The 16690-nt window shown below is 67.9% G+C and carries 14 protein-coding genes; 7 read left to right on the top strand and 7 right to left on the bottom strand.

What is annotated here, in order from left to right:
• Positions 1–57: 57 nt before the first annotated feature.
• The 6 genes from SB816_RS06030 to SB816_RS06005 are packed head-to-tail and all read right to left on the bottom strand — an operon-like array spanning position 58 to position 7279.
• The gene (locus tag SB816_RS06030) at positions 58–1059 is read right to left on the bottom strand and encodes a siderophore ABC transporter substrate-binding protein (RefSeq protein ID WP_343718543.1); all 1002 of its coding nucleotides are present in this window, start codon (positions 1057–1059) and stop codon (positions 58–60) included.
• Complete coding sequence (locus tag SB816_RS06025; protein WP_410546626.1) at positions 1056–1832, bottom strand: ABC transporter ATP-binding protein; 777 nt, start codon at positions 1830–1832, stop codon at positions 1056–1058. The genes SB816_RS06030 and SB816_RS06025 overlap by 4 nt, the downstream gene beginning before the upstream one ends.
• Positions 1829–2779 (bottom strand): iron chelate uptake ABC transporter family permease subunit, encoded by a 951-nt coding sequence (locus SB816_RS06020; protein ID WP_175142666.1) that lies wholly within the window; start codon positions 2777–2779, stop codon positions 1829–1831. Before SB816_RS06020 ends, SB816_RS06025 begins: the two co-directional genes overlap by 4 nt.
• Positions 2776–3717, bottom strand: coding sequence for an ABC transporter permease (locus SB816_RS06015; protein ID WP_410546625.1), 942 nt, complete (start codon positions 3715–3717; stop codon positions 2776–2778). The genes SB816_RS06020 and SB816_RS06015 overlap by 4 nt, the downstream gene beginning before the upstream one ends.
• Positions 3717–5486, bottom strand: a complete 1770-nt coding sequence (locus SB816_RS06010) for an ABC transporter ATP-binding protein (protein ID WP_410546624.1) — start codon at positions 5484–5486, stop codon at positions 3717–3719. The genes SB816_RS06015 and SB816_RS06010 overlap by 1 nt, the downstream gene beginning before the upstream one ends.
• Entirely contained in the window at positions 5480–7279 is a 1800-nt protein-coding gene (locus SB816_RS06005) for an ABC transporter ATP-binding protein (protein ID WP_410546623.1), read from the bottom strand. Before SB816_RS06005 ends, SB816_RS06010 begins: the two co-directional genes overlap by 7 nt.
• A 138-nt stretch (positions 7280–7417) precedes the next feature.
• Here SB816_RS06005 and SB816_RS06000 point away from each other — a divergent pair, with 138 nt between their 5' ends.
• Complete coding sequence (locus SB816_RS06000) at positions 7418–8038, top strand: TetR/AcrR family transcriptional regulator (protein WP_054500739.1); 621 nt, start codon at positions 7418–7420, stop codon at positions 8036–8038.
• A 16-nt stretch (positions 8039–8054) separates the two neighbouring features.
• On the opposite strand, the gene SB816_RS05995 is transcribed toward SB816_RS06000, so the two are convergent.
• Complete coding sequence (locus SB816_RS05995) at positions 8055–8981, bottom strand: LysR family transcriptional regulator (RefSeq protein ID WP_054500738.1); 927 nt, start codon at positions 8979–8981, stop codon at positions 8055–8057.
• A 134-nt stretch (positions 8982–9115) separates the two neighbouring features.
• Between SB816_RS05995 and SB816_RS05990 the strand changes: the two genes are divergently transcribed.
• The 6 genes from SB816_RS05990 (at position 9116) to SB816_RS05965 (ending at position 16679) form a co-directional block, all read left to right on the top strand.
• A complete protein-coding gene (locus tag SB816_RS05990) occupies positions 9116–9970 on the top strand; it encodes an oxidoreductase (protein WP_054500737.1) in 855 nt (284 codons plus the stop codon).
• Between the two features lie 96 nt (positions 9971–10066).
• A complete protein-coding gene (locus SB816_RS05985; RefSeq protein ID WP_269872164.1) occupies positions 10067–10405 on the top strand; it encodes a hypothetical protein in 339 nt (112 codons plus the stop codon).
• A 97-nt stretch (positions 10406–10502) separates the two neighbouring features.
• Entirely contained in the window at positions 10503–11795 is a 1293-nt protein-coding gene (locus tag SB816_RS05980) for a TolC family protein (protein WP_269872163.1), read from the top strand.
• Between the two features lie 11 nt (positions 11796–11806).
• Positions 11807–13087, top strand: coding sequence for an efflux RND transporter periplasmic adaptor subunit (locus SB816_RS05975; protein ID WP_144655486.1), 1281 nt, complete (start codon positions 11807–11809; stop codon positions 13085–13087).
• Positions 13084–16314, top strand: coding sequence for an efflux RND transporter permease subunit (locus SB816_RS05970; protein ID WP_144655487.1), 3231 nt, complete (start codon positions 13084–13086; stop codon positions 16312–16314). Before SB816_RS05975 ends, SB816_RS05970 begins: the two co-directional genes overlap by 4 nt.
• Complete coding sequence (locus tag SB816_RS05965; RefSeq protein WP_410546622.1) at positions 16311–16679, top strand: copper-binding protein; 369 nt, start codon at positions 16311–16313, stop codon at positions 16677–16679. Before SB816_RS05970 ends, SB816_RS05965 begins: the two co-directional genes overlap by 4 nt.
• The last annotated feature ends 11 nt before the right edge of the window (positions 16680–16690 follow it).

Here is a 16690-nt window from a genome sequence, read left to right as displayed (position 1 = left end):
GAGAATGGGAATCGTTAATCAATAAAACCGTTAGCGCCGAAGCGCCGGTCGACCGGGTCAGTCCCGGTAACCCTTCATCACGTCGTCGATCACGATCCGCAGCGAATTCACGCTGGCGGCCGTGACATACCAGGCCTCGGCGTCGGCAAAGACCACGCGGCCGTGCTTCCAGGCGGACGTCGCGCGCAGCAACGGGTTGCCCAGCGTCCCGGCGGTCAGCGCGGGCCGGCGTTCCATCACGGCGGTGCGATCCACCACGTAGATCACGTCGGGATTTGCCTGCTGGATGAATTCGCTGGAGATCGGCTGGCCATGCAGGCCGGCCTCCGCCATCGGACCGGCCGGCTTCACGCCTAGCGCGTCGAAGACGAATCCGTAGCGCGACTGTGGGCCGAAGGACGTGAAAGCGCCGTTGTTGTGCAGCACGATCAGCGCCTTCTCGGGGCGGTCCTGGATCAGGCGCCGGGCCTGCTGGACCTTCTCGTCCAGCCCGGCCGCCTGCTGGCGCGCCAGGTCTTCCTTGCCGAAGATCCGTCCCAGCGTCAGCAGGTGGTCCTTGACGACCTCGATGTGATTGACCTGGCTGTCGCGGTAATCCACGTCGAAATGGATCGTCGGCGCGATCTGGCTCAGTTCCTTGTAGTGGCTGGCCTGCAGGGACGTGATCAGGATCAGGTCGGGCCTGGCCGCGTGCACCCGCTCCAGGTTGGGTTGCACGATCGCGCCCGTGTCCCGCACGTGCGGCGCGTCCCGGTACCTGGCCAGGAAGTGCGGCACGAAGTCCTTGGGCATGCCGGCCACGGGCACGCCCAGCAGGTCCAGGAAGTCGACCTCGTTCATATCCAGCGCCACCACGCGCTCGGGCTGCCTGTCGATGACGGTGACGCCGAGCTTGTGCCGCACCGTGATGGCGGCATAGGCCGGCCGCGCCTCCGCGCCGGACGACGGCGACGGTTGCGCCCCATTGGGCGCTGGCGCCGTTTCCTGGCCGCAGCCCTGCACCGCGATCGCGGCGGCCACCAGCAGGGCAAACGCCCAGGTCCTGTGCTTGCCGTTCATGTCAATTCTCCCGATGGGTTGAAGTAGTTGCACAGGCGGCCGCGCGCGCCGTGCGTGATCTCGAAATCCAGCCCATACAGTTCCCGCAAGCGGTCCTCGGTCACGACCTGCGCCACCGTGCCGGCGCAATGCACGGCGCCGTCTTTCATGGCGACGATGTGGTCGGAATAACTGGCCGCGAAGTTGATGTCGTGCACCACCAGGATGACGGTGCGGCCGTGCCTGTCGCACAGGCGGCGCAGCGCCCGCATGATCTGCACGGCGTGCTTGATGTCGAGGTTGTTCAGCGGCTCGTCGAGCAGCAGGCAGTCGGTCTGCTGGGCGATGGTCATGGCCAGGAACGCCATCTGCCGCTGCCCGCCGCTCAGTTCGTCGAGATAGGCCTGGCGCAGCGGCTGCAGCGACAGGAACGCGATGGCCTCGTCGATCACGCGCCGGTCCGCAGGCGTCAGCGCCCCCCGGCTGTAGGGGAAACGGCCGAACGCGACCAGCTCCTCGACCGTCAGGCGCAGGTTGAAATCGGGAGACTGGCGCAGCGTGGCCACGCGCCGGGCGTAGTCGCCGACGCGGATGTCCGACACGTCGCAGCCTTCAATCAGTATCTCGCCCCGCGTCGGCGCCAGCAGCCGCCCAATCATCATCAACAAGGTCGTCTTGCCCGCGCCATTGGGGCCGATCAGCGAGGTCAGCCGCCCCGCCGGAAACTGCGCGCTGACGTCGGACAACACGGCGCGCGCGCCATAGTGTCTGGAAAGATGCTTGACGGTAATCATGCTGTGCCCCGCGCCCGGGCCATCAGCGCGAGGAACCACGCGCCGCACGCCAGGTTGACCAGGATGCCGACGGTGGTCCGGTAGTTGAAGAGATGCTCCACCGCCAACTGGGCCAGCAGGAACAGGCCGATCGCAATGGCGCAGCCGGTGGGCAGCGTGACCCGATGCCGGCGCGTGCGCGCCAGGGCATAGGCCATGTTGGCGACGAAGATGCCCATGAACGCCGTGGGCCCCAGCAGGCTGGTCGACACCGCGACCAGCGTGGCGATCCGCGCCAGATTCCTCCGCACCTGGCGCGGATAATCCACGCCCAGCGACATCGCCTGATCCCGCCCCAGCGACATCACGTCCAGTGTCGGGAGAGTCTTCAGGCCCGCCAGGCACACGCCCGCCACCAGCAGCCCTGACACCAGCAACTGCGCCGGCTCGATCTTATTGAACGACGCCTGCGAAAAACCCATCAGGATCGAGAACTCGCCGGGGCTGGTCTTGAGTTGCGCGAACTGCGTGAAGGTGCCGATCACCATCGTCAGCACCAGCCCCGCCAACAACAGGAAATGGACGTTCTGCCGCCGCTGGCTGAACAGCCCGCGATGGATCAGCCACGAATAGCCCAGCATCACCGCCACGGACAGGAAGAAGTTGCCGTGCGCCCCCAACAGCACCAGGCTCTGCGCGCCCAGCCCCAGCACCAGCAGCGATTGCAGCAACAGGTAGACCGCCTCGTAGCCCATGACGGCCGGCGTCAGGATGCGATTGCCCGTCAGCGTCTGGAACACGATCGACGACCAGGCGATGGCCACGCCGCCGATCAGCATGGCCGCCAGCCGCGCCAGCCGCTTGGGGATGACGTAGTCGAAATCGAAGTCGGCGCCCAGGAACAGGAACGCCAGCGCCAGGGCGATGACAAGCATCCAGGCCAGGTGCCGCGAAGCCAGGCGCGTCATCGATGTTTCCAGAAGATCAGCGCCAGGAACAGCAGGCCGCCCAACCCGCCCGCGGTCAGGCCGATGGGCACTTCGAACGGGTGGATCAGCAGGCGCCCGAGCACGTCGCATGCCAGCAGCAGCGACGCGCCGCCCAGCGCCACCACCGGCAGGGTGCGGCTCAGGCTATCGCCGTAATGCAGCGCCACCAGATTCGGCACCACCAGGCCGACGAAGGGAATCGCGCCGACCGTGATGACCGTGGCGGACACCGTCACGGCCACCAGCATCAGCCCCAGCGCCACGGTGGCGCCATAGTTCAGCCCCAGGCTCGACGCCATGCCCTCTCCCATGCCCAGCACAGTGAAACGGTGCGCATACAGATACGTCAGCGCGACGATCGGCAGGATCAGGTAGATGATCTCGTAGTTCCCCTGCACGATCCGGGAAAAATCGCCCAGCATCCACCCTTGCATACTCTGCAGGATGTTGTGACGATACGCATGGAACTCGGCCAGCGCGCTCAGCACGCCGCCGTACATCAGGCCGATCACCGGCACCAGCACGGTGTTCTTGAACTTCACCCGGCGCACGATCGCCACGAAGAGCAGGCTGGCGGCCAGGCAGAACGCCAGCGCGAAGAGCATCCGTACGGTCGCGCCGGCGGCGGGCGCCAGCGTCAGCGATACCAGGATGCCGAACTTGGCGGCGTCCAGCCCGCCCGAGGTGGCGGGCTCGACGAACTTGTTGCGCACCACGTGTTGCAGGATCACCCCGCAAACCGACAGCCCCACGCCCGTCAGCACCAGCGCCGCCAGGCGCGGCAGCCGGCTCGCCGTCAGCGTCAGCCAGGCGTCGCCCGACAGCGACAACGCCTGCGACCACGCCATCTGCCTCGCGCCTACCAGCAGTGACGCGCCGCACAGCGCGACGAACACGCCGACCAGCCCCGCGCGCATCAGTCGCCCACCTCGTCCAGCGCCGCGGCGGCGATGCGCCAGCCCTTGGCGGACCGGCGCTGCGCCAGGAATCGCGCATAGCGCCCCTGGCTCGCGCGCAGCGACGCGGGCGCTCCCTGCTCGACGATGCGGCCCGCTTCCAGCACCACGATCTGGTCGGCCATCGCCACCGTGGACAATTGATGGGCAATCACTACCAGCGTGCAACGACCGCGCAGCCGCGCCAGCGCCTCGGTGACGACGTTCTGATTCTGCGCATCCAGCGCCGCGGTTGCCTCGTCCACCAGCAGGATCGGCGCTGGGCGGATCAGTGCGCGGGCGATGGCGACACGCTGGCGCTCGCCCCCCGACAGGCGCGCGCCGCCCTCGCCCACCATCGTGTCCAGGCCTTGCGGCAGGCGCTCGGCGATTCCGGCCACCCCCGACTGCCGCGCGGCCTCCATGACCTCGGCGTCGCTGGCGTCCGGTTTGCCGACGCGGATGTTGTCGGCGATGCTGCCCGAAAACAGATAGTTGTCCTGGAAGATCTGGCGGATATGGCCGGCCAGGCGCGCGCTGGCGATCTGTCTCACATCCACGCCGCCCACGCTGACGCTGCCCGCGGTCACGTCGAAGAAGCGGGCGATCAGCCGCGCCAGCGTGGTCTTGCCGGAACCAGACTCGCCGATCAGGGCGACCATGCTGCCCGGCGCGATACGCAGCGTCACCCCGCGCAACACGTCCGGTTCCTCCGGCGCATAGCGGAAGTCCACCTCGCGAAGTTCAATCGCGCCATCGCGCGGCGCCCGCGGCGTCTCGGGCTCCGGCAGCGGCCGCACCGCGAACAGCGCCGCGATGGCGTCGAGCTGGCCGCGCGCGCCGCGCAGCACTTCGCCATACCCCGCCACTTCCAGCAGCGCGTCGACGTAGCGGGCCGCCAGCACCAACGAGACAATGACCGACGCGACCGCGCCAGGCGCCAACGGGCCGCCGGCGAGATCGTTGGCCCACCACACCGCCGCCATCAGCATGGCGGCGAATGCCGCCTGCGCGGCCCAGGCATTCAGGACGGCCGCCCCCGCCGATAACCAGATCAACCGCGCGCCGGCCTGGCGCTGGCGTTCGACCGCCTGCTCCAGCAAGCGCAAGCCGCCGCCGTCGCCATTGAACGCGCGCAGCACGGACTGCGCCTGGGCGAACTCCACCACGCGCTGGCTGGCCGCGGCAAAACTGCGATGGAAAGCGCCGTCCGCCCGACGCGACATAGCGGCCGTCAATGCCAGGACGCCGGCCAGCAACGGCAGCGCCAGCAGCGCGATCACACCCAGCAACCAGTGCTGCGCGAACAGCGCCACGACCAGCACCATCGGCGTCACGATTCCGGTGAGCACCGGCGTGAACACGTGCGCGGGAAGCTGCGCCACGGCCATCATGCCCTGCGTGACCACATGCCCCAGACGCGCCGTGTTCGCCGGCGTGAACCATCCCACCGGCAGCCGCGCCACGTGCTCGCCCAGACGGTGGCGGCCGCTTTGCAGGATGGCCACCCCCACGCGCACGCCCGCCCGCTCCACCTGGCGCCGCAACAGCCAGCAAACCGCCACCTCGCCCGCGAGCAGCGCCAGCCAAGGCGCCACCCGCCGCACGTCGCCGTCGAGCAGATGGATCAGCACCGGGACCAGCGAGGCGATGGCCAGCCCGCACAGCACGCCATAGGCGACAGCCATCCCGGCATAGCGCCGCAGCACGGACGCCTCATTGCCCAGCAACAACAGGAACGTCTTCAGCATGACGCCCCCGCCGGTTCCGCCGCCTTGTCATAGTCGCCCATCGCCCACAGCCGGGCATAACGGCCGCCCAACGCCAGCAGCGCGTCGTGCCGGCCCTGCTCGACGATGGCCCCGTCCTCCAGGACCAGAATGCGGTCGGCGTGCATCACCGTATCCAGCCGATGGGCGATCACCATCAGCGTGCGCCCTTGCGTGAAACGCGACAGCGCCTCCTGGATCGCCACCTCGTTGCCGGCATCGGCCGCCGCCGTGGCTTCGTCGCACACCAGCACCGGCGCGTCGAGCAACACGGCGCGCGCGATGCTCACGCGCTGGCGCTCCCCGCCCGACAGTTGGGCGTCCTCGCCGACCATCGAGTCATAGCCGCGCGGCAGCGCCAGGATGCGTTCATGGATGTTGGCGGCGCGCGCGGCCGCCTCCACCTCGTGGCGGCTGGCCGCCGGCCGGCCCAGCGCGATGTTGTCATGCACGCTGGCGTGGATCAGCCGCACTTCCTGCAGCACGAACCCGACGCGCCGGTACAGTTGCCCGGTCTCGATCTGTCGCAGATCCACTCCGCCCAGTGTGATGCGCCCCGCGGTCGGGTCGAAGAAGCGCAGCAGCAGCCGCGCCAGCGTCGACTTGCCCGCGCCCGAGGCGCCAACGATGGCCGTCACGGTGCCCGGCTCCAGCGTGAAGCTGATGCCCGACAACGCCTGGCGCTTTCCGTCATAGGCATAGGCCACGTTCTCGAAGCGCACCTCGTGGCCCGCCGGCGTCGCGCCGTGGCCGGGCGCCGGCGCCGCCAGCACTGGCGTCTCCAGCAATGCCAGCACGCGTTGCGCGGCGGCCGTGGCGCTGCCCAGGTCGTGCAGCAGCGTATGCAGCAGCAACACCGGCGCGCAAATGCCCGGCGCCACCAGCGCGAACGGCAACACCTCCACCGGCGCGATCCAGCCCAGGCCGACAAACAGGGCGCCGCTGGCCAGCGCCACCCCCAGCACCGTGACCGGGGCGATCATGGCGTGCGCGTGGGCCATCGCCGCCACAAGCGGTCGGGTGAAACGGCTGAAGGCCTCGGCGAGTCCGTCCACGGCCTCGTGGTAGCCGCGATGCGCCTTGCCGCTGGCGCTGAACGCCTTCACCACCGGCATCCCGCCGACGAACTCGACGGTCGCGCCGTTCAGTCGCTCGAGTCGGGTGATGAAGGTCTGCATCTCGGCGCCGCCGGCCTTCATGGCGCGGCGCAGGAACAGGAAGAACCCCGGAAACGGCAGCAACGCCGCCAGCGCCATGCGCCAGTCCAGCGCGAACAGGTAGATGACCGACAGCCCGATGGCGCCCGCCGCGCGGCCCACTGCCGTGTAGAAATGCGCGGTCAGGCTGTGCAGCGTGGCGATGTCGTCCTGCATCGCCTGCTTGACCTCGCCCGACGCCCGGCCGGTGAACCAGCCCAGCGGCGCCTGCGCCAGCCGCCGCGCCACGGCCAGGCGCAGGTGATGCGTAATGCGGTTGTCGGCCAGATGCGCGGTCAGCTCGCCGGCGGACACCAGCGCCATGCCGGAGAACAGGCTGGCCACGCTGGCCCCCGCCACCCACCAGAGTTCGGCCCGCCGCGACGCCTGGGAGGCATCCACCGCATCGAGGCCCGCCAGCAGCAGTTGGGCGATGTGCGTCACGCCCGCCAGCGGCACCAACGTGAGCATGGTGCCCAGCGACGCCAGTACCGCCGCGGCGATCAGTTGCCCGCGTATCGGAGACAACACTTGCCTGAGCGGGCCAGGTCTGGCCGCGGCGACTACGGACGTGCTCATGAAATCGGACTACCCAGATGGTGGTGATAATTATTTGCATGACTATAAACTAAATCCTGAATTAGTTGCATACCGATAAACTAAATAATTGCGGGCAGGTTAAAGTGACGGATAGGCCGTCACCATCGAGGACCAGACATGAACCCGTCAGAGCGCCGCCCGGCGCGGGGCCGCCCGCCCACCATCACCCTGGAGCGGATCGCCGACGCCGGCATTGCGATGGGCTTGCCCAACCTCACCTTCGTCGGCGTCGCCGCGGCGCTGGGCGTCAGCCACATGGCGCTCTACAAGCACGTGCCGAGCCTTGAGGAGCTCAAACGCCTGATCGCCGAGGAGATCTTCAAGCGCTGGCAGATCCCGCAAGCGAGCAGCAGCGACCGTGGCGGCCTGAAGGAATACCTGACGGTATTCACCGCGTCGGTGCGCGAGTTCGTCAAGGCGCATCCGGGCGTGACGCCTTATGTGATCCGGCGGCTGGCAGCCACGCCATCCATGATCGCCAAGATCGAGGGGCACCAGCGCCACATCGCCCACGCCTACGGCATTTCCCGGGAACAGGCGCGCATGCTGCTGGCGACCGTGGCGTTCCATTGCATGGCGGTCGCCGACACGGTGTATTCGGTGGCTGGCTTGGAACCGGTGGTCGACGCGGCGCGCGCGGCCGAGGAAGCCGAGATGGAAGCGGAACTCGATCAGGGCATGCAGGCGCTGATCATCGGTGTGCTGGCGATGCTGGAAGACGACCTGCGGCGGACTTGAGCCCGCCGACCCCGCTCTATCGCAGCTCGTCGGGCCCCAGGAAGAACTGCCGGTTCCCTTCCAGCCGCCTGACCATGAAATCCACGAACGTCCGCACCCGCAGCGGCTGTTCGGTGCGGCGACCGTAGTACAGATAGATGCCCTCGAGATCCACCGCGTGCCGCAGCAACAGCGGCACCAGCCGGCCGGCGCGGATGTGCGGCACCGCCGTGAAACTGCCCAACTGGCCGATGGCCTCGCCCGCCAGCACGGTCTGGGCCTCGGCGTCGATGTCGTTCATGCAAAGCGCCGGCGTGATCTCGCGGTAGACCTGCTCGCCATCGACCTGGAACGCCCACGGCGCCAGCTTGCCCGTGTTGGCGTGGACAAAGCCCGTGCACCGATGTCGCGCCAAGTCATCGATATTCGTCGGCGCGCCGTGGCGCGCCAGGTAGTCGGGCGCTGCGCAGACCAGCAACTGGATCGGCACCAGCCGTCGCGCCACCGTGCCCGCCGCCGGCAGCGAGCCGCCGCGAAAGCCCACGTCGGCCCGGTCGCCGACCAGATCGGTGAGGCGATCATCGAAATGCACATCGAGCTGCACGCCGGGATATTCCCGCGCGAACGCCAGCACGTACTGCCACAGCATGCAGTGGATCAACGCCCGCGGCGCGCTGATGCGCAGCGGACCGCTGATCTCGTCGCTGGCGCGCCGCGCGTCCGCCAGCGCCGCCGACAGCAGGCCCAGGGCCGGGCTGGCGTTGTCGAGCAGCCGCCGCCCCTCCTCGGTCAGGCTCAGCTTGCGCGTGGTCCGACGCAGCAGTTGCACGCCCAGCGATTTCTCCAGTTGCATCACCGCGTGGCTCGCCGCCTGTGGCGAAATGCCCTGGTCCACGGCGGCCTTGCGCAGGCTGCCGAGCATCGCGGTGCGCACGAAAATGGTCAGGGCGCGGACTTCGTTCATGGCGGATCCCCCAGCCGGTCGGAGCGGCCAATTAGCAAATAAACGTTGATTATCATTCTATTGAATAGCGTCTATTCGGAACACCCACCGCTCTCTACCATGCGTTCACCCCTTCCCCCTGATTGGAGAAACGCATGAACACCCCGACGGATTTCAAGAAAGTCTGGTTCATCACCGGCGCCTCGCGCGGCTTGGGCGCGCTGATCGCCGAAGCCGCCCTGGCCGACGGCAACGCCGTGGTCGCCGCCGGCCGCAACCCCGCCGCCATCACGGAACGCCTGGGCCAGGCGCCCGGCCTGCGGGCGGTCGCGCTGGACGTGACCCGCCCCGAACAGGCGCAGGCCGCGGTCGCCGCCGCGCTGCAGGCCTTCGGCCGCATCGACGTGCTCGTCAACAACGCCGGCTTCGGCCTGTTGGGCGCGGTGGAAGAATCGAGCGACGCCGACGTGCGCCGCATGTATGACACCAACGTCTTCGGCCTGCTCAACGTGACCCGCGCGGCGCTGCCCGCCATGCGCGAGCGCCGCGCCGGCCACGTCATCAATATCTCGTCAATCGGCGGCTTCCGCTCGGGGGCCGGCTTCGGCGCTTACTGCTCGACCAAATTCGCCGTGGAGGGACTGACCGAGGCCTTGCATGACGAGCTCGCGCCGCTGGGCATCCACGCCACCGTGGTCGAGCCCGGCTATTTCCGCACCGACTTCCTGGACGCCACATCGCTGGTCGTGGCCCCGGGCGAGATCGCCGACTATGCGGCCACGTCAGGCCAGGTGCGCAGGAGAGCCGTCGATCTGAACCACCAGCAGCCTGGCGATCCCGTCCGGCTCGCCGCGGCCATGGTCGAACTGGCCAACGCCGCCGAACCGCCGCTGCGCCTGCCGCTGGGCAGCGACACCCTGGCCGCCATCGCCGAGAAGCTGGCCTACGTTGCCCGCGAAACCGAGACCTGGCAGGCCCTGGCGCGCTCGACGGACTTCGCCGCGGTGTGAGGCGGGAACGCCGGCGCATCGAGCGAGAGGGTGAAAGATCGATAGCGAGCCGCTATACTTTCGCGCATGACCGTCCTGCGCCGGCTCCTCGTCCTGATGCTGTGCCTGATGCTGCCCTTCGCGGGGCTGGCAGCCAGCGGCATGACGGGCGCCTATGCAATGCAGGCCGGCATGGCCGACACGCCCGACTGTGCGCCGATGGCCGACATGCCGGACTGCGCCACCATGACGCAATCCGCTACCCCGGATGACGGCCATGGCCATCCTTCCTGCAAGATGACCACCCAGTGTCAACTGGGCAGCCTCTATCATCCCACCCCCGCTCCCACAGCGTATCGACATGCCGGACTCGCCAGTCCGGTCACGTTCGCCTACGCCGAGCCCCTGATCGTCCAGCGCCTGGACGACTTCTGGCGGCCTCCCCGCGTCAGCTAACTCCATCGTTCCAAGACACCCCCGCAAGGGGTGACGACGTCCGGGTTCCGGACGAGCGCCCGCGCACGCGCGTGGCGCTCCACTATGGAGTCGAAAGATGCCTTCAATGTTTTCCACGCTGCTTGCGCGGCGGGGCTGGTTGCGCCTGCATGGCCTATTCGCCAGCCTGATCCTTGGCCACGGACTGGCCTACGGCCAGGTTACGGCCGTCACACTCGATGACGCGGTTCGCCTGGCGGCCACGGACTCCCCCGCCAGCCAGGCAGCCCGATCCTCGGTAGAGGCCAGCGTCCAGGCGGCCGTCAAGGCCGGTCAACTGCCCAACCCGATGCTATCCGCCGGCATCGACAACCTGCCCGTCAACGGTCCCGACCGCTTCTCGGCCACCCAGGACATGCTGAGCATGCGCCGCATCGGAGTCGAGCAGGAATGGGTATCGGCGGCAAAGCGCCGATTGCAGTCCGCCCAGGCCGATGCCATGGTGGATCACGAAAAGACCGCCTATCTGAGCCAGGTGGCGAGCCTTCGACAACGCGCCGCGCAAGCCTGGCTCGATGCCGCGTATGCAAAAAAAGCGGTGGCGCTGCAACGAGAATGGGTCGACCAGACTCGGCGCGAGCTGGCGGCTGCTGGCGCCTCGTTGCAGGGCGCCAAATCCGGCGCGGCGGACGTCACCCGCGCGCAAGCCCTGCTCGGCCAGGCCCAGGACCAACTGCTGCTGGCCGAACAGCAATGGCGCACGGCGCTGGTGCGGCTCTCGCGCTGGACCGCGCGTCCGGTCACGGACGTGGCGGGTGAACCGCCACCGCCCCGGTCGGCGGTCGAGACGTTCACCCTCGACCAACTGCGGCAAATGCAGCCCAGCCTGATCGAAGCGGCGCACGCCATCAAGGTGGCCGAAACCGATACCGCGCTGGCCGACGCCAACCGCGCCCCGAACTGGACCTGGAATGTGTCGTACCTGCAAGGCAGCCGCGCTTCGCGCTACGTGTCCGTCGGCGTGAGCATCCCCTTGACGTTCAACCACGCCAACGTGGAAGACCGCGAGGTCGCGCAAAAGGCCGCGCTCGGCAACAAGGCGCGGTATGCATACGAGGACACCCTGCGCCAGGTACAGGCGGACACGCAGGCACTGGCCGAGACCCTGGCCAGCGGGCGGCGTCGACTGGAAAACCTGAAACAGACCCTGCTGCCGGCCGCGGCACGGACCGCGCAACTGGCCCTGGCCGCCTATCAGGGCGGCAGCGGCGCGCTGGCCGATGTCTATGGCGCCAGACGGGCCCAGTTGGATGCCCGGCTGCAAATCCTTGCCCTGCAACGTGATCTGTCCATGACCTGGGCGCAGCTCGACTATCAGGTCGTGCCGCTCGCGATGGTCATGGACCATTGAAGGAGACCCCTGTGAAAGCATCACTCACGGTTCGCGCCGCCTCGTGCCTCGCGCTGGCCGCCGTACTGCTCGGCGCCGGCTATCTCGCCGGCTCGCGGCGCCCGGCGCCAGACGCCACGACGCAGGCCGCGGCCGCGTCCGGCCCTGGCCAGACGGATCGCAAAGTACTGTATTGGCACGACCCCATGATGCCCGGCCAGCATTTCGACAAGCCGGGCAAGTCGCCGTTCATGGACATGGCGCTGCAGCCCGTCTACGCGGATGACTCCGCCGCGCCCGGCATCGCAGTCGATGGCGGCCTGCAACAAAGCCTGGGCATACGCTACGCCCGTGTGCGCCGCGTGGACAGCGCGCAGACATTCGACGAAATCGGCACCACGCAACTCGACGAATCGGCCACCGACGTGGTACAGGCGCGCACCACCGGCTACGTCGACCGGTTGCAGGCTAATGCGCCCTTGCAGCGCGTCGCGAAAGACGCGCCGATCGCCTCGCTTTTCGTGCCCGAATGGATCACGCCCCAGGCGGAGTACCTGGCCTTGAAGCGCGGCGGCGCCGACGCCGCCCTGCTTGGCGCCGCGCGGTCACGGTTGCGCGCGCTATCCGTGCCCCCCGCCATGGTGGCGGAGCTGGAACGCAGCGGCACGGTGCAAACGCACCTGACGCTGTCCGCGCCCCGCTCCGGTTTCGTGGCGGAACTGAATGTGCGAAATGGCGCCATGGTCAGCGCGGGGCAGACGATCGCCAAGATCGCCAGCCTGTCCACCCTATGGCTGATCGTGGACATACCCGAGTCACTGTCGTTGCGCATCCGCCCGGGCATGCCCGTGGAAGCCGCCTTTGCCGGCGACCCCACGACGCACTTCGACGGACGGATCGAGCAGGTCCTGCCCGGCATCCAGGGAGACAGCCGCACGCTGCGGGCGAGGCTGACGATCGCCAACCCGGATCTGCGGCTCACGCCCGGCATGCTGATGCGCGTCCGGCTGCAGTCGCTGGACCGGGCATCCAGGCTGATGGTCCCCTCGGAAGCGGTCATCAGCACGGGCAAGCGCACCCTCGTCATCGTCAAGGAAGATGACGGCAGGTTGCGGCCGGTCGCCATCGCCACCGGCATCGAAGCCGGCGACGAAACCGAAGTGACGGACGGCCTGGCCGAAGGGCAGCAAGTGGTGGCCTCGGGCCAGTTCCTGATCGACTCGGAGGCCAATCTGAAGGCGATCCTGCCGAAACTGCAAGGTCCTCCCGGCGCCAACCCAGGGCAGGCGGGGCCGCAGGGAGACGCATCATGATCGCGCGACTCATCCACTGGTCCATTCGCAACCGCTTTCTGGTGCTGCTGGCCACGGTATTCGTCATGGCATGGGGGCTGTATTCCCTGAAGGAAACACCGCTCGACGCCCTGCCCGACCTGTCGGATACCCAGGTCATCATCAAGGCATCCTATCCAGGCAAGGCGGCCCAGGTCATCGAGGACCAGATCACTTATCCCCTCACGACCACGCTGCTCGGCGTCCCCGGCGCCCGCACCATCCGCGCCTACTCCTCCTTTGGCGACGCCTTCATCTACGTCCTGTTCGACGACAGCACCGACCCATACTGGGCCCGTTCGCGCGTGCTGGAATACCTGAACCAGGCGCAGAGCCGGCTGCCGCCAGGCGCCAGCGTCACCCTAGGCCCCGACGCCACAGGCGTGGGCTGGGTCTATTCCTATTCGCTGGTGGACCGCAGCGGCCAGCACGACCTGGGCCAGTTGCGCGCCCTGAACGACTGGTTCCTGAAGTTCGAACTGAAATCGGTCGCCAACGTATCGGAGGTGGCGTCGATCGGCGGCCAGGTGCGGCAATATCAGGTTGTCCTCGACCCCGACAGATTGCGCGCCTACGGCATGACGCAGGCGGAGGTGGCGCAGGCGCTGCAGCGCTCGAACCAGGAATCTGGCGGCTCGGTGCTCGAGCTGGGCGAATCCGAATACATGGTCCGCACCTCCGGCTACCTGCGGTCGCTGGACGATTTCCGCCAAGTGGTACTGCGCGCCAACGACGCCGGCACGCCGGTGCTGTTGGGCGACGTCGCGCGCATTCAGATCGGCCCGGAGGCGCGTCGCGGCGTCGCCGAGTTGAACGGCCAGGGCGAGGTCGCCGGCGGCGTCATTGTGATGCGGTCGGGCAAGAATGCGCTCGCCACCATCGAGGCCGTCAAAGCGCGGCTGGAGACGCTCAAGCAATCCCTGCCTGCCGGAGTCGAGATTGTCACCACCTACGACCGGTCGCAGTTGATCGGCCGGGCAATCGACAACCTGCGTGACAAGCTGATCGAGGAATTCATCATCGTCGGCATCGTCTGCGCCGTCTTCCTGTTCCATCTGCGCAGCGCCCTGGTCGCCATTCTCTCGCTGCCGCTCGGCGTGCTGGCGGCCTTCATCGTGATGCGCCATCAGGGCGTGAACGCGAACCTGATGTCGCTGGGCGGCATCGCTATCGCCGTCGGCGCCATGATCGACGCGGCGATCGTGATGATCGAAAACGCGCACAAGCACCTGGAAGCCCACGAACTGGCGCATCCAGGACAGGCCATCACCCCCGCGCAACGCTGGGAGCTGATCGCGCGCTCGGCCATCGAAGTCGGCCCGGCGCTGTTCTTTTCCCTGCTGATCATCACCCTGTCTTTCATACCCGTGTTTTCGCTACAAGGCCAGGAAGGCAAGCTGTTCGCCCCGCTGGCATTCACCAAGACCTACACCATCGCGGCGGCGGCCGGCCTGTCGGTCACGCTGGTGCCCGTGCTGATGGGATACCTGGTCAGGGGCCGCATCCCCCATGAGGCGGCCAACCCCATCAACCGAGTGCTCACCCGGTTGTACCGACCGTTGCTGGAAGCCTGCCTGCGCCGCCCCTGGGCTGCGCTGGCCATGGCGGGCCTGGCGCTGGCCCTGACCGCCCTGCCCCTGTCGCGTCTGGGCGGCGAATTCCTGCCCAAGATCGATGAGGGCGATCTGCTGTACATGCCGACGGCGCTGCCTGGCATCTCGGCCGCCAAGGCGGTCGAACTCCTGCAGCAGACGGACCGCCTCATCAAAACGGTGCCCGAAGTCGCGACCGTCTTCGGCAAATCGGGCCGCGCCGACACGGCAACGGACTCGGCGCCATTCGAGATGTTCGAAACGACCATCCAGTTCAAGCCGCGCAGCCAATGGCGGCCCGGCATGACGCTGGAAGCGTTGGTGGCAGAGCTGGACCAGCGGGTCCGGATACCCGGTCTGTCCAATGTCTGGGTGCCGCCGATACGCAACCGGCTCGACATGCTGTCCACCGGCATCAAGACCCCGGTGGGCGTGAAGATCGCCGGGACCAACCTGGCCGAGATCGATCGGATCGCGGCCCAGGTCGAGGCCGCCGTCAAGACCGTTCCCGGTGTCTCCTCGGCGCTGGCCGAGCGCATCAACGGCGGCCACTACATTGATATCGACATCAATCGGGCGGCGGCCGCCCGCTATGGCATGACGATTGCCGATGTGCAGGACATCGTTTCGTCGGTGGTCGGTGGCGACAATGTGGGCGAAGTCGTGGCGGGGCGCGAACGCTTTCCCATCAGCCTGCGCTATCCGCGCGATGTGCGCGATTCGGTGGAGAACCTGCGGCGGCTGCCGGTCGTCACGGCGCGGGGCGCGCGGATCACCCTGGGCGACCTTGCCACCATCCGCATCGCTGACGGCCCGCCGATGATACGCAGCGAGAATGCGCGCCTGTCCGGTTACGTCTATGTGGACATCCGCGGCACCGACCTGCAATCCGCCGTCAGCGCCATGCGCAGGGCCGTTGTGCAACAGGTGGCGCTGCCCCCCGGCTATTCCATTGCCTGGTCTGGTCAGTTCGAATACCTGGAACGGGCCTCGGCCACGCTGCGCACCGTCGTGCCGCTCACGTTGGCCATCATCTTCGTGCTGCTGTACCTGACTTTCAAATCGGCCAGCGACGCCGTGTTGCTGATGACCACAGTGCCATTCGCGCTGGTAGGCGGATTCTGGCTCATCTGGATGATGGGCCATGCGGTATCCGTGGCGAGCGCGGTCGGCTTCATTGCGCTGGCGGGCGTAGCGGCGGAGTTTGGCGTGGTGATGCTGCTCTACCTGAAAGGCGCCCTGCAACGACGCCTGGACGCAGGCGAGCCCCTGACCGATGCGCTGCTGGTCGACGCCATTCGGGAGGGCGCGATCCTGCGTGTGCGGCCCAAGGCGATGACCGTCGCGGTGGTGCTGGCCGGCCTGATCCCCGTCATGCTGGGCCACGGCGCGGGCGCCGAGGTCATGCAACGAATCGCCGCTCCCATGGTCGGCGGCATGGTGACGGCTCCCCTGCTGTCGATGTTCATCATTCCGGCCGCCTGGCTATTGCTGCAGCGACGCCATCTGGCGCGCGCGGCGGCCAGTCGCCGCGATGTCACCGTCCAGGACGCCCCTGGCCGGGACCACCCCCAAGGCACGACCGTGCCGTCATCCCTACCTGGAGAATCACAATGAAGCAAACGACTCTTGTTTTCGTCGCCGCCTGCGGCGCACTCGGCCTGAGCGCGGGCGCCCTGGCCGCCGACGGCATGTCCGGCATGGACATGGGCGGCATGAAGATGAATGCCAGCCCCGCCCCGGCCGCCAGCAGTGGCGATCAAGTGCTGACCGACGCCATCGTCAAGCAGGTGGACATATCGACCGGCATGGTGACCCTGCAGCACGGCGCCGTAGCCAAGCTCGGCATGCCGGCGATGACCATGGCCTACAAGGCCGGTAGCGCGGCCCTGCTGGCACAGGCCAAGGCAGGCGCACAGGTCAAGGTGCGAATCGAAAACCTGCAAGGCGTCCTGACGATCGTGACGTTGACGCCACAGTAGCGGCGCGCTGA

This window comes from Achromobacter sp. SIMBA_011, assembly GCF_046535435.1.
GTDB lineage: Bacteria > Pseudomonadota > Gammaproteobacteria > Burkholderiales > Burkholderiaceae_B > Achromobacter > Achromobacter dolens.
This window is presented reverse-complemented; position numbering and strand designations above follow the sequence as displayed.